At 37.4% G+C, this 15,850-nt stretch carries 15 protein-coding genes and 1 riboswitch; of the genes, 8 read left to right on the forward strand and 7 right to left on the reverse strand.

Translation table 11 applies throughout. The annotated features are described in order from the left end of the window. Positions 1-42 precede the first annotated feature (42 nt). Entirely contained in the window at positions 43-414 is a 372-nt protein-coding gene (locus tag ACPUVN_RS15830; protein ID WP_426359362.1) for a PA2779 family protein, read from the forward strand. A 40-nt stretch (positions 415-454) separates the two neighbouring features. Beyond that, positions 455-1,414: a PA2778 family cysteine peptidase gene (locus tag ACPUVN_RS15835; protein ID WP_426359361.1), complete on the forward strand. Its 960-nt coding sequence runs from the start codon at positions 455-457 to the stop codon at positions 1,412-1,414. A 160-nt stretch (positions 1,415-1,574) separates the two neighbouring features. Here the strand turns inward: ACPUVN_RS15835 and thiE are convergent, their stop codons facing one another. From thiE to thiC, 5 genes are all read right to left on the reverse strand, one after another. Beyond that, positions 1,575-3,152 (reverse strand): thiamine phosphate synthase, encoded by a 1,578-nt coding sequence (gene thiE / locus ACPUVN_RS15840; protein WP_426359360.1) that lies wholly within the window; start codon positions 3,150-3,152, stop codon positions 1,575-1,577. A gap of 176 nt (positions 3,153-3,328) precedes the next feature. Then, positions 3,329-4,123, reverse strand: a complete 795-nt coding sequence (locus ACPUVN_RS15845) for a thiazole synthase (RefSeq protein ID WP_426359359.1) — start codon at positions 4,121-4,123, stop codon at positions 3,329-3,331. 18 nt (positions 4,124-4,141) lie between these two features. Beyond that, entirely contained in the window at positions 4,142-4,375 is a 234-nt protein-coding gene (gene thiS / locus ACPUVN_RS15850) for a sulfur carrier protein ThiS (RefSeq protein ID WP_426359358.1), read from the reverse strand. A 30-nt stretch (positions 4,376-4,405) separates the two neighbouring features. Next, a complete protein-coding gene (locus ACPUVN_RS15855; protein WP_426369430.1) occupies positions 4,406-5,641 on the reverse strand; it encodes an FAD-dependent oxidoreductase in 1,236 nt (411 codons plus the stop codon). Positions 5,642-5,660: 19 nt separating this feature from the next. Further along, positions 5,661-7,637: a phosphomethylpyrimidine synthase ThiC gene (thiC, locus tag ACPUVN_RS15860; protein WP_426369431.1), complete on the reverse strand. Its 1,977-nt coding sequence runs from the start codon at positions 7,635-7,637 to the stop codon at positions 5,661-5,663. 174 nt (positions 7,638-7,811) lie between these two features. Continuing rightward, positions 7,812-7,911, reverse strand: a riboswitch (TPP riboswitch). Between the two features lie 412 nt (positions 7,912-8,323). On the opposite strand from thiC, the gene ACPUVN_RS15865 reads away from it, so the two are divergent. The 6 genes from ACPUVN_RS15865 to ACPUVN_RS15890 all read left to right on the forward strand — a co-directional run bounded on the left by ACPUVN_RS15865 (position 8,324) and on the right by ACPUVN_RS15890 (position 14,786). Beyond that, a complete protein-coding gene (locus tag ACPUVN_RS15865; RefSeq protein WP_426369432.1) occupies positions 8,324-10,030 on the forward strand; it encodes a M1 family metallopeptidase in 1,707 nt (568 codons plus the stop codon). A 47-nt stretch (positions 10,031-10,077) separates the two neighbouring features. Next, complete coding sequence (locus ACPUVN_RS15870) at positions 10,078-11,211, forward strand: S-(hydroxymethyl)glutathione dehydrogenase/class III alcohol dehydrogenase (protein WP_426369433.1); 1,134 nt, start codon at positions 10,078-10,080, stop codon at positions 11,209-11,211. Positions 11,212-11,256: 45 nt separating this feature from the next. Further along, positions 11,257-12,093, forward strand: coding sequence for an S-formylglutathione hydrolase (fghA, locus tag ACPUVN_RS15875; RefSeq protein ID WP_426370579.1), 837 nt, complete (start codon positions 11,257-11,259; stop codon positions 12,091-12,093). Positions 12,094-12,104: 11 nt separating this feature from the next. Continuing rightward, positions 12,105-12,692, forward strand: a complete 588-nt coding sequence (locus ACPUVN_RS15880; RefSeq protein WP_426359352.1) for a HutD/Ves family protein — start codon at positions 12,105-12,107, stop codon at positions 12,690-12,692. A 121-nt stretch (positions 12,693-12,813) separates the two neighbouring features. Further along, entirely contained in the window at positions 12,814-13,827 is a 1,014-nt protein-coding gene (locus tag ACPUVN_RS15885) for an MBL fold metallo-hydrolase (protein ID WP_426359351.1), read from the forward strand. Positions 13,828-14,282: 455 nt separating this feature from the next. Continuing rightward, a complete protein-coding gene (locus tag ACPUVN_RS15890; RefSeq protein WP_426359350.1) occupies positions 14,283-14,786 on the forward strand; it encodes a 2TM domain-containing protein in 504 nt (167 codons plus the stop codon). A 78-nt stretch (positions 14,787-14,864) separates the two neighbouring features. On the opposite strand, the gene ACPUVN_RS15895 is transcribed toward ACPUVN_RS15890, so the two are convergent. Both ACPUVN_RS15895 and ACPUVN_RS15900 read right to left on the reverse strand, forming a co-directional pair. Beyond that, complete coding sequence (locus ACPUVN_RS15895; RefSeq protein ID WP_426359349.1) at positions 14,865-15,293, reverse strand: hypothetical protein; 429 nt, start codon at positions 15,291-15,293, stop codon at positions 14,865-14,867. 90 nt (positions 15,294-15,383) lie between these two features. Next, positions 15,384-15,761, reverse strand: a complete 378-nt coding sequence (locus ACPUVN_RS15900) for a hypothetical protein (protein WP_426369434.1) — start codon at positions 15,759-15,761, stop codon at positions 15,384-15,386. Positions 15,762-15,850 lie beyond the last annotated feature (89 nt).

Genomic DNA, 15,850 nt, shown 5'->3' on the forward strand with positions numbered 1-15,850 from the left:
CTCTTAAAGTATAAGATTCACATTAAATAGGATTGTTAATTTATGAATAAATATATAAAAACTACCTTAGGTTGTCTGTTACTTATATTAGGGTTGGGACAAGTTTCTGCCGGAGTGTATGGTTCAGAACAGGTACTTGCAAGTCAACAACATAGCTATAATAAACAACATGTCTTGGCTTTTGTAGATTCAGATGCTGTGCAACAAAAGTTAGCAGCTTTAGGTGTAAATCAAGCTAATGCAAAAATGCGTATCGCTAACATGACACAAGAAGAATTAGCATCTTTAAATACACAGATGAATGATATGCCAGCAGGCGGAATAGTAGGTACTGTTGTAACTGTTCTAGTAGTAGTTGCTGTACTAGATGTAATGGGAATTACAGACGTCTATCCTTTTATTAGACCTATCTAATTCCTAATGTTTCAAAAGGAGTATAATCATCAAGACTAGTATGTTTGTTAGTATTTTATTATTACTCACTGCCTGTCAAACTCCAATACAAACCAAAGTGTTATTATCAGATAATCACTTTGGTTTTAGTCAACATACCATTCCAAATGTACCGTTTTATCCTCAGCAAGCATTTTTCTGTGGGCCGACGACTCTTTCAGAAGTCATTAACTTTTATGGTGGTAATGCTGCACCTAATGATATTGCACCAGCTACTTTCATTCCGGAACTAGAAGGCACATTACAAGTCGAAATGATTTCTAGTGCCCGTCAAAATGGACTACTTTCCTATGCAGAACGAGGTTCTTTAACACAGTTACTGGGCTTGGTGAGAGATAATATCCCTGTTATTGTACTGCAGAACAATTCTATATCGATGTTTCCAATGTGGCACTATGCTGTGGTTATAGGATATGACTTAGCAGAAGAAAATATTATCTTGCACACCGGAGAAACTAAAGCACACAAGCTGAACCTAGCCACATTTGAACGCACGTGGCAGCGTAGTAATTATTGGTTTTTAGCCGCTGTACCTGGCAGTGTTAGCAGTCAGCACTTTAACAAATTTATCTATACCAAAGCAGCCCAAGATTTACTAAGTACTGGACAAACTTCTGCAGGCTTGACTGCTATGCAGCGTGCCAGTCAAGAATGGCAAGACTACTGGCTACCTTATTTTTTACTTGCCAATCATTATTTGCCAACTAACCCAAGAATTGCAGCCCAGTGGTACCATAAAGGCTACCAGTTGGCGCCAGCCGAAGTCCAGACTCAAGTACCATACCTAAATAATTATGCCTATGTGCTTGCTAAACTTGGTTGTAAAGAGAAGGCAAACATCTTGATTGAGCGAGCTTTAGCACTGTCACCAAAAGCAGAGAGTGTACTTGATACAAAACAACAAATTAAGCAGTCTACCTCTCAAGAAACAGCGTACTGTCAAGCAACAAGTCTAAACTAGATGATCGTCAAAAAATGTCTGATATTATTTATTCTCACTGAGAATTTAATAACTGATCATACCCATTACTAATATTATTAACTTTATTACCATTAACTAATGATGGGTTTGATGGGCATTTCTGACAGTCAAATTGAATAAAAATCTACTCATACGGATGTCAGGTATGACCTAACAGTTTTTGAAACAACCTCACCGACTCTTCAGGACTTTCAGCTTCGGTGATCCCTGTTACTACAGCAATACTATCAACGCCTGTGGCTAAAACTTCGGGCGCTCTTTCATGATTAATTCCACCAATGGCAACAACGGGAATATCGGTAGCTAAGTTTAAGAGTTCAGCCAGATTTGCTACGCCTTGAATTTGTCCTGTCATATTTTTTGTTTTAGTAGGATAAATAGCCCCAATCGCCAGATATGATGGTTTCAATTGTTGAGCTAATAAAAATTCGTAACAACCATGAGTACTAATACCTAAGCGAATTCCTGCTTTATGTATTTGCTCAATAGGTGTTGTTTGTAAATCTTCTTGCCCAATATGCACACCGTAAGCGCCATGCTTTATCGCCAGCTGCCAATAATCATTAATAAATAAACGAGTTTGATAAGGCTTAGCTAATTCAACGGCTTCAGCAATAATGGCATCAAGTTCCGCTTCAGTTTTATTTTTTATGCGCAACTGAATGATCTGTAAACCCAGAGGTAATAAACGCTTCAACCAATAAAGTGAGTCAATAACAGGATATAAACCTAACTTTTGCTCGCCTGTATTATTCATGCTATTTGGATTATGAGTCTGTCGCTTTAACCCTAAAGATTTAAACGCCGCTAGTTTACGATATTTATGATTAATACTGGATGAAACCGTTGGGAAAAAGCTTTTTTCGGTTGGGCAATAAGTTTGCTCAAAAGCACCGTAGTGATCATGCTTACCTGCATTTTTACTTAAGCCTTGATTAATAAATGCTTTAGTTAAAGTAAATGCATCTCGAACTAAATGCCCATGTGCAATAAAAGCAGCTAATGCGCTGGCAAAACTACAACCTCCGCCATGACTATAATTTGTATCAACTTTAGCTGAACGTAAAGCATATTCGATAGTTTCATCTTCGCTCATTTTACTTGAGTCATCGTCTGTTAAAGTATGTAAACAGTAGTCTGTACAAAAGTCTTCATTTGAAGCACCTTCTGTAAAAGCATGCCCACCCTTTATGATGACCGAATTAACACCAAGTTTCATAATATCTACAGCTAAGGCTTTTACCTCGATCGATTTTGAAGTCGCCAGCCATTGTGCTTCATGGCTATTTGGCGTAATAACATCAACCATCTTCAAAAACAATCGAAGGTCAGAAACCGATAAATGAGAAAACTTACCACCCACAGATGCTTGCCCAACTGGGTCATAAACCACTTTTATAGACGAATTACGCTCTTTAACCTCACTTAACCACACAGATAGCCACTTTACTTGTTCAATATTGGCCAACAAACCCACTTTTATGACATTTGGCATTTTATCGGTAAGTAATAACTCTGCTTGCTGAGATAAAATATCCACATCAACAGGATTAATCGATACCAATTTTTCTGAGTTCTGCACCGTATTCGCTGTAGTTAAATGACACACCTCAACACCCAGCGCATGTCCTGTTTTAATATCAGCCGCAATGCCAGCACCACCAGAGCAGTCGCTACCAGAAATAGTCCAGATAATCGGTTTATTCGGTTTTGTCATTTTATTTTCTTATTAACGTAAAGTGGTTTTATCAATTCATACTTCTTATTAAAAATAGTTATGAAATTAATTCAGGTTGATGCTTGTATCAAAGAATTTAAAGGAAGAGGCTCGGAGTTGGTAATTACCAATGAGAACCTCTGACGCATAAATTCAAAGATACAAAATCAAACTGTTTAATTTTGATGCCAAAATGGAGTAGAGAGTGTGGGCGTGCTGGGGTGTGCAGTTTGTCTTTCTGGCATCGTCCCACCTGAATACCCCAATTCCCCTGCTTGCAACGCCAACGAAAACCCTTTTGCCATCATCACAGGATCATCGGCTAACGCCACCGCACTATTCAGTAATACTCCGTCGTACCCCATTTCCATGGCTAAGCATGCATCTGACGGCTTACCTATTCCTGCATCTAAAATCAGTGTGGTATTGGGTAAACGTAGGCGTATGGTTTCTAAGTTATAAGGATTCATCAAACCTTTACCTGTACCTATTGGTGAAGCCCAAGGCATAACCACTTCGCAACCTAAATCACTTAATCGCTGACACAAAACTAAATCGTCAGTGCAATAAGGTAATACTTTAAAGCCCTGCGCTATCAATTGCTCTGTGGCTTTAAGTAACTCGATTGGATCTGGCTGTAAGTTATATTCATCGCCAATCACTTCTAACTTTATCCAATCGGTATTAAAAATCTCTCGACTCATTTGCGCCAGCGTTATCGCTTCTTTAGCGCTTTTACAGCCTGCTGTATTAGGCAGTAAAAAACCGTTAGTTTGGGTAACAATATCTTGAATATATTGCCAAATCTGGGCACCTGAATTTTCTTCAGGATTTTGCCTTTTTAACGACAGTGTTACTACTTGCGAACCACTCGCTAAAATAGCGTCTTTCATCACTTGGGGTGACGAATACAAAGCACTACCAATCAATAAGCGGCTATTTAGCTTTTGTCCGTAAATTGTTAACGACATGAAACTCTCCTTTACGAGTTAACCGCCTTGAATAGGAAACAGTACATCAATACTGTCACCCTCTTTTATTGGGGTATTGATGTAATCGCCTCTGCCAACAAAGTCGCTATTTAATGCTACGGCAAAGGTAGTTTGTTGCTGATATTCATTGAGAAATTGTTCTAATGCATGTGCAATATAAACATCTTCTTTGTTATCTCTACGTTCGGTAGCATCAAGAATGAAGCCTTTTCCATTTATAAAAACATTCATATTAATTAATACTCTTATTTCATGTGACGTTTAACTTATTGGTAAAAGATGTGAATACTTAAAATTTGCGTAATCACTACTCGTTTTGTTAGATAAACCGCCATTTTCATTGTGCAATTGAATTAATTCGTTCACTTGAGCTAACACCACGGGCGCAATTAAAAAACCATGTCGATATAAGCCATTCACGTGCACAGTATGTTTATTTACAATGATTTTTGGCTGATTATCACTAAATGCAGGTCGGCACTGTGCTATTTGTTGCTGAATATTAGCTTCTGCAAAACCAGGGTGAACACTGTAAGCTGCACTCAATAACTCCATAGCTGACTGCACTGTTATGGGTGACATATCGTCACTTTCAATTTCAGTTGCGCCTACAGCAAAATGGCCATTGCCTTTGGGAGCAATATAGAGCTGATACCTAGGATGCATTAAGCGGATAGGACGAGTTATATTGACGTCAGGTGCATAAAGTCGAAAAACCTCACCACGCACCGCACGTAAGTCGGATAACTCAGCTTTATCACAAACAGCATCGCTAACACTATCTAAGCTATCGGTGCTGCCAGTATTATCAATATCGTCATGTGACCCTTTAACTGGCTTAGCTCCTGTGCCTCTACAATCAATCACCAGATCAAATGTTTGCGTTACACACTCCTTATTTAACCCTTCGATATTAGTACTTTGGTAACTAATTTCCGTACTTTCATCCAGCGACGTTATTGCAATAACCTCAGTATTACTCAACCAAGATATATCTGCTGCTTTAAGCTCTGTCGCTAAAGCGGTAAGTAATTCACGGTTATCTAATTGCCCTTCTTCAGGTAAAAATAATCCTTGGTTAAAAGCTCGGCCGATGTCGGGTTCAAGAGCTTCCAATTGATTGCGATTTAACGCTTCAAGATTATTTTGCGGATAATGTGCTTTGATGTAACGCGCAAAGTGCAGATAGTCACCTTGATCTTGTGCATGACTCACCATAATTGCACCTTCTTGTTGAAAGAAAACATCCTCCTTAAGTGTCGCCAGCAATTGTGGCCACAACTTAAGAGATTCGATGCCCATTGCAACAATATTAGGTTCGCAATGCATGGCTTCGCCTAAGGGTGTAAGTAAAGCCGCCGCCGCATAAGCCGCACTGTTATGTGCTTTGGTGTCATCTTTATCGATCAAGGTTGGTTTATAACCTTGCCGAGTTAACGACAAAGCTATAAGCCTTCCTATCAAACCAGCACCAATAATGGCGATGTTATTTTTCATGATCAGGTATCACAAACCACTAAACTTTTGCGGGATGATAAATTTCACTACCCGTTGCTTTGAATTCAGCTGATTTTTCTTGCATCGCTTTTTCAATCGCATCGTCTGACGTTAAGGTTATTGTTTCATCAAGCAATTGAATTTTGATCGAGTTTTTGTCCAAGTCAGCCGCGTAATCTCGCACTTCTTGAGATATTTTCATTGAACAGAACTTAGGACCACACATAGAACAGAAATGCGCGACTTTACCTGATTCTTGTGGAAGCGTTTCATCGTGATAAGACTTAGCCGTTTCAGGGTCTAAACCTATGTTGAATTGATCGTACCAGCGGAACTCAAAACGTGCTTTCGACATAGCGTTATCACGAATTTGTGCACCTGGATGACCTTTAGCTAAATCGCCAGCATGAGCAGCAATTTTGTAAGTCATTAAGCCTTCTTTCACATCATCTTTGTTCGGTAAACCTAAATGCTCTTTCGGTGTTACATAACAAAGCATAGCACAGCCGTACCAACCAATATTGGCAGCACCAATACCTGAAGTAATATGATCGTAACCTGGCGCGATATCAGTCGTTAAAGGACCTAAAGTATAAAAAGGTGCTTCGCCACAATGCTCTAACTGTTCATCTATATTGGCTTTTATCATATGCATTGGCACGTGACCTGGGCCTTCAATAATGGTTTGCACGTCATGCTTCCATGCAATTTTAGTTAACTCACCTAAGGTATGTAGTTCGGCAAATTGTGCTTCGTCGTTTGCATCGGCAACTGAACCTGGACGTAAGCCATCACCTAATGAGAATGAAACATCGTACTGTTTTAAAATTTCACAAATGTCTTCAAAGTGTGTGTATAAGAAGTTTTCTTTATGATGCGCTAAACACCATTTCGCCATGATTGAACCACCGCGCGAAACAATACCCGTTACTCGCTTAGCCGTCATAGGTACATAACGCAATAAAACGCCCGCATGAATAGTAAAGTAGTCAACACCCTGCTCGGCTTGTTCAATTAACGTATCGCGGAAAATCTCCCATGTTAAATCTTCAGCTACGCCATTTACTTTTTCTAGCGCTTGATAGATAGGTACGGTGCCAATAGGAACGGGTGAATTACGTAAAATCCATTCACGGGTTTCATGAATATTTCTGCCCGTTGATAAATCCATTACTGTGTCAGCACCCCATTTAGTTGACCAAACCAGCTTTTCAACTTCTTCTTCGATTGAAGACGTCACTGCTGAGTTACCGATATTAGCGTTAACTTTAATTAGAAAGTTACGACCGATGATCATAGGTTCACATTCAGGGTGATTAATATTTACAGGAATAATTGCTCGACCACGAGCGACTTCATCACGAACAAATTCAGGGGTGATTTGCTCTGGAATACTGGCACCAAAAGATTGCCCTTTGTGTTGCTGAAGTAACATTTCATCTTTGACTTCTTCACGCTTAAGGTTTTCACGAATGGCGATGTATTCCATTTCTGGGGTGATAATACCTTGGCGAGCGTAGTGCATTTGAGTAACATTCTTACCTTTTTTCGCAATGCGTTTAGTCGGTAGATGTTCAAAACGTATTTCATCAACGTTTTCGTCGTCAAGACGTTGCTGTGCAAAGGTTGAATTTGTTGTAGTGAATGTTTCAACATCATCACGCGCATCAATCCAAGTTTCACGTAGACGCGGAATACCTTTGTGTACATCAATTTCAACATTTTCGTCTGTGTAAAAACCTGAGGTATCGTATACGCATAAAGGTGCATTTTTTTCGTATTGTGGATCGTCTTTAGGACTACCTGGTAATAACGTATCGGTTAAATTGATTTCACGCATGCCTACTTTGATATTGTGAATTTTACCTTGTACATAAACTTTTTTAGAATTTGGGAATGACTGATCTGAAACGTTTTTTAGAAAAGCTTCGGCGGCTTCACGTTTTTCACGTCGAGTTTGTGGTTTTTCGTTCTTATTTAACTTCGTTGTTGTCATTTCTCTCACCTGATTTATTTGTGATCAATAAAAAATAGGCGGAGCTTAAGGTGATAAATACCCAAATAGATCGATGATTTTTACACAGCATGAAAAAGAACTATGTAAATACATGAACAGTTAGATACTTATGGATGTGTATAAACGAGAAATAAAGTTTTGAGTTGGTGCTAATAAACTTTACACCTTGTTCCCTTCGCAGATACTAATCTGAATCAGGTTCTACGGATCCCGCTTTCGCGATCTCAGCCTTTTGGCACTCCGACAAGTCTTGGCTAATAAATTAGCCTATGCGTTAACTTATATTTACTTAACCTGAACTCTGGTTAAGCTATTTTATTCAGTAACTTTATTTAAGCGCCTACCTGCGTTGTTTTTCTGTACCAATAACTAGTTATTGGTACAGAAAAACGCCTTGATATACACTTAAATACAATCACTGAACTTGTTGTCTTAATAAAAGCGTAAGTTAAATTGAATTTTTCAATAAAAAATTATTATAAATCGATATTTTACAAAATCCATTAACCAGAGTTCAGGTTACATATTAAACGCGACATGATTCTAACGTGAAATCTTAAGCGCAAGCAAATGTTATTTATTCACTTGTTATGGTGTAATACGTTAATATTCTAGTGCTTCTAAGATCAAAAGCTCATTCCTTATATTCTCCAATGGAAAACACAATGACAATATTTCAAAGCGACTCTACTGCCTTCAGTTTTAAGCGATTAATAACAAACCTTTTATTTATCGCCGTTTTATTCCCAAGCTCTCAGATTTTTGCAGCACAACTTTTTGCATCTAAAGGTGAAGTAACTCAACAAGATATATTACGTGGTTCAATCACACCTGAGCGCGAGTGGTGGGATTTAACGCATTATCACCTTGATATAAAAGTTGACCCAGAAAACAAATCTATTTCTGGCACAAACACCATGAAATATAAGGTTCTCAGCCAACAAAAAGCGTTACAAGTTGAGCTACAGCAACCGCTACTTTTAGACAAAGTAACCCAGAATGGAAAAATTTTAGACGTTACTCAACAAGGATATTCTTATTTTATTAAAGCGCTGCCTAATGCTGAAATAGGTAAAGAATATGCAGTAGTCATGCATTTTTCAGGTATTCCAAAAGAAGCGATAAAAGCTCCTTGGGATGGCGGTATTACATGGAATAAAGATGAAAACGATATCGATTTTATTGCTTCATCTTGCCAAGGTTTAGGCGCAAGTATTTGGTGGCCAAATAAAGATCACGCTTACGACGAACCTAACAACGGCGTATTAATGAGCGTTGAAGTGCCTGAGCATTTGTTTGATGTATCGAATGGTCGCCTCACTCATATTGATCACAACAAAGTCGCTAAAACTAAAACTTATCACTGGGAAGTAATGAACCCAATCAATAACTATGGTGTAAATATTAATATTGGTGACTATGTTAATTTTAATGAAGTTTATCAAGGCGAAAACGGCAAGCTTGATATGAATTATTATGTTTTACGCGATAATTTAGCTAAAGCCAAAAAGCAATTTAAAGAAGCAAAACGTACCATTGAAGCATTAGAACATTGGTTTGGTCCTTACCCATTTTATGAAGACAGCTACAAGCTTGTTGAAGCACCTTATTTAGGCATGGAACATCAAAGCTCTGTTACTTATGGCAATGGTTATCAAAACGGTTATTTAGGTTCAGATCGCAGTCAAACAGGTGTTGGCATGCTTTTCGACTTTATTATTGTGCATGAAACTGGTCATGAGTGGTTTGCCAACAACATTACCAGCGTAGATATTGCGGATATGTGGATACATGAGAGCTTTACGAGTTACTCTGAAAGCTTATTTGTTGAATATCATTTTGGTAAAGAAAAAAGTTTTGAATATGTACGTGGGCAACGTATGAATATTAAAAATAAAAGTCCCATCATAGGGACTTATAATATTCATCAAGAAGGCTCTGGCGATATGTACGACAAAGGCGCCAATATGCTGCATACCATCAGGCAAGTAGTCAATAACGATACCACTTGGCGTGAACTATTACGTGGGCTGAACAAAACATTTTTCCATCAAACAGTCACTACTCAGCAAGTAGAGCAATATATCAATCAAACAACAGGCTACGATTTTTCAAAAGTGTTTGATCAATATTTAAGAGATATACGTATACCGACCTTGGAATACTTTGTTAAAGGCACCATATTGAAAGTTAAATGGAGTAATGTCGTTGACGATTTTACTATGCCCATTAAGATTTTTATCAATAATAAAGAAACATGGATCACGCCAACGTCAACATGGACAGACGTTGAAATAAAAGCAGCTGATCCAACAATCTCAGTAGATCCTAATTTTTATGTGAATACATTAAATATACTAGGCAATCATTAGATTTAAACTCTACACTTTAAAAAATTTAACCGTGAAAGGTATCAAACATGACTGACCAATTTATTAAATCAAAAGCCGCAATTGCATGGGGTCCAAACCAGCCACTAAGTATTGAAGAAATTGATGTAATGCTGCCCAGAAAAGGCGAAGTATTAGTCAAAATTATCGCTTCTGGTGTATGTCATACGGATGCATTTACCCTTTCTGGCGAAGATCCAGAAGGTATTTTCCCTGTTATCCTTGGTCATGAAGGCGGCGGTATTGTTGAACAAGTTGGCGAAGGTGTAACGAGCGTTGCCGTTGGCGATCATGTTATTCCACTTTACACACCTGAGTGTCGTGAATGTAAATTCTGTTTATCGGGTAAAACTAATTTATGTCAGCAAATCCGTGAAACGCAAGGTAAAGGTTTAATGCCTGATGGCACCACACGTTTTTATAAAGATGGCCAACCTATTTATCATTACATGGGCTGTTCTACATTTTCTGAATACACTGTTTTACCTGAAATATCATTAGCTAAAGTAAACCCTAAAGCACCGCTTGAAGAAGTTTGTTTATTAGGTTGTGGGGTTACAACAGGCATGGGCGCAGTAATGAATACCGCTAAAGTTGAAGAAGGCGACACTGTTGCTATTTTCGGTTTGGGTGGCATTGGTTTATCTGCAATTATTGGCGCAACCATGGCAAAAGCTTCACGCATTATTGTTATCGACATAAATGAAAGTAAGTTTGAGTTAGCTAAGAAATTAGGCGCAACTGATTGTATTAACCCGAAAGATCACGACAAACCAATCCAAGACGTTATCGTTGAATTAACCGACGGTGGCGTAGATTACTCGTTTGAATGTATTGGTAACGTAGACATTATGCGTTCAGCACTTGAGTGTTGTCATAAAGGTTGGGGCGAATCAGTGATCATTGGTGTTGCTGGTGCTGGCAAAGAGATTTCAACACGTCCGTTCCAACTGGTTACAGGTAGAGTATGGCGTGGCACCGCATTTGGTGGTGTTAAAGGTCGTACAGAATTACCAGAATATGTAGAACGTTACTTAGCAGGCGAATTCAAATTAGATGACTTTATTACTCATACCATGGCACTTGAAGGTATTAACGATGCTTTTGATTTAATGCATGAAGGTAAGAGTATTCGTAGCGTTATTCATTTTGATCATAAATAAGCCTGGCGAAAATATATTATGGTAACTCACACTCATTCAACACAAATCAGCTTAACTCAAGTCAGTAACGTGAAAATGTTTGATGGTAAACAACAACAGTTTACTCATCAATCAAGTAGCACAAACTGTGTTATGCAATTTGCTATTTACTTGCCACCTGAAGCCAATGAAACCAATAAAGTACCCGTTTTATATTGGCTTTCTGGTTTAACTTGTACTGATGAAAACTTCGTACAAAAAGCGGGAGCACAACGTATTGCCGCTGAATTAGGCATGGCGATAGTATGTCCGGACACTAGCCCACGAGGCGAAAATGTTGCGAATGATGCAGGTTACGATTTAGGTCAAGGCGCAGGTTTTTATGTAAATTCGACCCAAGCGCCTTGGGCTGATCACTACCAAATGTACGATTATGTGGTGAGTGAACTGCCTGATTTAATTGAAGCTAACTTTCCTGTATCGAATCAGCGAGCCATTAGCGGACATTCGATGGGTGGTCATGGAGCTTTAACCATTGCGTTAAGAAATACATCTCGCTATTCATCGGTATCTGCTTTTAGCCCTATCGTTAATCCTATTGACTGTCCTTGGGGTCAAAAAGCATTAACGGCATACTTAGGTGAAAATGTAGAAACATGGCGAGAATACGACGCTTGTGAGCTTATAAAGCAATCGTCACCGCAGTTACCTATGTTAATTGAGCAAGGTTTAACAGATAACTTTTTAGCTGGGCAACTTAAGCCTGAAAACCTAATAGCACAAGCGAAAGCGGCTAACTACCCGATCACCATAAACCAACATAACGGTTATGATCACAGCTACTTTTTTATCGCGAGCTTTATTGAAGAACATATACGTTTTCATGCTAAACACTTTAGCTAGTAGTAACTGAAATGATTAACATAATTCCCCCTAAACAATTCAAAACAGTTCCATGGAAAAACGGTTTAGGTGAAACCATAGAACTGGCGATTAATAACGGTGGAACGTTAAACAATTTTGATTGGCGTTTAAGCATGGCGAGCGTAGTTGAAGATGGCGTTTTTTCTAACTTCACAGACTACACTCGCAACCTTATTTTAATTGAAGGTAACGGCATTAACCTGCAACACAACGACAGTAAAATAGACAAACTCAATAACTTACTTGATATGGCGACCTTCGATGGTGGTAATAAAACAGTCGGTAATTTACATTCAGGTGAAATAACCGACTTCAACATTATTACCCGTACAGAATGTTTTGATACCAAAGTCGTCACCCAAAATAAAGCCGTTAATCATCCTCTAGAAAAAGCCGATTTATGCTTTGTTTACAGCTTATATCGCGATGCAGAGTTAGTGATTAACACGTCTCCAGAAGCTATAAAATTACCTGCAGGTCATCTACTTAAAATCAGTAATATGCCTGAAGATGAAACTGATAACTTCGTGCATATATCAGGTACTCATTTAATCATTGTTTATCTTTTTAAAAAATAAGCTCAGGTAAATCAATAAACTTACCGCCAAATATTTACACTACTAAGTCATGAATTTATTACTAAAAACCTTATAAACTCAATCACTCTAAATAAATAAAAAATTCGGATAAAAGAATACTATGTTTAAACTTATCACCTCATTCTCACTCATATTTTTCACATGCTTTTCTTTTAATTCAGCAGCGAAAGAAGTGAGTGCTAACACAAAGCCAGCTTTTGAACTGATTGTTTTAGGTGATACAGGAGGAACACGAGACGGTAATTTAAGTGCCTTTCTGCTAAGAGCTTTAGCTGATAATAAGTATATTGGTCTTGATGCTGGGACTTTATTAAATGGTATTGAAAAGTCGTTAGAGAACAATGTATTTGACGACTTGCCTATAGATACCACACAAAAAACGATTCCGAGAATCAATATATTACACAACCATATCGCAGCCTATATGATAAGCCACGGGCATTTAGATCATATATCAGGTTTGTTAATCGCATCCCCTGATGATAATTCTAAACCTATGTATGCGTTGCCTTCAGTTAACAAAACAATAAGTAACAGTTACTTTAATTGGCAAGGATGGGCAAACTTTTCCGACCGAGGGACCTTACCTCATCTAAATAAATATAAGATGGTTGATTTACCTCTACAACAAGCCATTAAGATCCCCAATACCTCTTTAAACGTGAAAACCTTTAGCTTGAGTCACCCTGTTGAGTCTTCTGCTTTCGTGGTTGAAAACGACAAAGATATTATGATTTATTTTGGTGATACAGGACCTGATGAACTAGAAAAAGAAAACAAACTGACACAAGTATGGGAATACCTTGCTAAGCAAGTTCAGCATAAAAATCTGCGTGGTATTGTGATAGAAGTATCATTTCCTGATGACCGTGACGACAAGTTATTGTACGGCCATTTAACACCTAAATGGCTAACAAAAGAATTAACCCATTTTTCATCTCTACTCGATGAACCAAGCTTATTACAAAAAACAAAAGTGATCATTAGTCATGTTAAAAGCAGTACATTAAAAGACGTTAATGCCAGAGAAATTATCGAGAAAGAATTACAGCAACATAACGCATTAGGCTTAAATTTTGTAATGGCAAAACAAGGCAATAAAATCTTACTATAACTAGGGCCTGTTGATCTTTCAGGGTTAAATTTTATTCAATTTAACCTCGAAAGGTCAACAGACCCTAAGAAAGATATAAAAAATAGCTTTGCTAATCGACCCAATACTCATGTGGACACTGTATGTTTATCCTCAGAAAACATACGGTGATATCTAATTCCACCTCACAATAATGTCTCTTATAAATTAGGTACAGTACTCCTTCCATCTTTTAAAAATCATCTGTAAATAGCCTTCATAAACCGCTATGCTTTTCTTTAACCCTTAATAAATTTTGAAATAAAATACTTACTTTGCTCAAATAGGTCCATAATAAATATGACTTCAACCTGTCATTGTTTAATGGTAACTGTTTGATATTAAAGTATTGTCGTGTAAGTGTCGTCATGATGACGTGGTGTTAAGAGCTAGGTTTAGTTCAAAATAGAATGAAGATAACAGCTAAGGAAGAAACAATGATCGTTAGAAAATTAAGATTACAGCAAGGATGGTCTCAAGAACAATTATCTGAGTTTAGTGGTTTAAGTATTCGTACTATTCAAAGAATTGAACGAGGTCAAAATGCCAGTGTTGAATCTTTAAAATCTTTAGCTGCTGTTTTTGAAATACAACTAACCGATTTAACACAGGAGAAGGAAATGAACGACAATACAGCTCAACTCGATTCTGCACCCAATGCGCCTCATGCGTCTATCACTCAAGATGAAGCCAGCGCTATTGAATACGTAAAAGATATAAAAGGTTTTTATTCGCACCTAATAAAATATGCTTGTGTGATGACCCTATTAGTTATTATTAATTTAGTAACAAGTCCAAACTATGTTTGGGTGATATGGCCTGCGCTAGGCTGGGGAATTGGTGTTATTTCTCACGGACTTTCAGTATTTGAAGTATTTAGTTTTTTCAGCCCTCAATGGGAAAAGAAACAAATTGAAAAGCGCTTAGGGCGTAAGTTATAAACTTAATTTTCAGTCGCTAGACCTATCAACCATAGAAGCCTAAAGTAGGTTTCTATGGTTTTATTAAAAATAGGGGCATTAAATTTCAATAACCTTGGTTTGAATGTCTCTGAACTCAAATATAGCCTTTGCTCGATTAACCAACTTTTTATCATTTGATAAGATTACATCACAATAAGATCCCATAGCTATATGACCAGCATCACTCATTATGTTTGGTATCTGTTTTATTTTTCGACATTTTGGCTCCGATTGAAAACCCAAAATATCTAATACTGCACAGCAACTGATAATCCCTAAATATGATGGTAATTCACTGAAGCCATGCTTTTCTATCGGATTAAACCCAAAAAACTGTTCGGGTGATTCCCCTCTTACTGTTGGACATGGTTTCAATAGATTCCATATCCCAAGTAAGATATTTACTCCCGTTATATCAGCTACTCTTGATTTAGAATTTAGAAAATTTTCTCTTGTTTTTAAAATGTTATTTTCACTTTCTAACATATCAGAAACTATACTATGAAGATCATCATATTTCTGATAAATATCAGGTATGTCATATGTTATTGATCTTGATAAACCATCTATTTGTTCTCATAAAACATTTGGAAAATCCAAAAGTTTTAAAGGTTCTCCTCCCCCATTTATCCAAGCTAAAAATGGGTCAAATAATTTATCATTAAAATCAACTTCCTTGTTTCTATCTTCATAAATTTTATAAAGCTCAAAGGGGCAATGATCGCTTTTAAAGCTTACTTCACCTGTTAATCTGTAGTTTCTATCAAGGATTAACTCAATGTATGTAGCATTTAATTCTTTTAAAACAGTAAGATATTTTTCTGGATCTACTGATCTTCTGATTTCATCAAAATGTTCATTTGAGTACACCCAATCTAAGTTTGATTTTCGGAGCAGTATAAACTCATTTTTAAGGTGTAAATTAATAATATTATGATCAATATATACTTTCATATTCAAACTCTTGCTAGATATTAATTTAAACTTCATATACTTAAAAACCTGCAACAATGCAGGTTTTTAAGTTGTGCTATTACATATTT

Origin of the sequence: Pseudocolwellia antarctica (genome assembly GCF_049933045.1) — a bacterium.
Taxonomy (GTDB): Bacteria; Pseudomonadota; Gammaproteobacteria; order Enterobacterales; family Alteromonadaceae; genus Pseudocolwellia.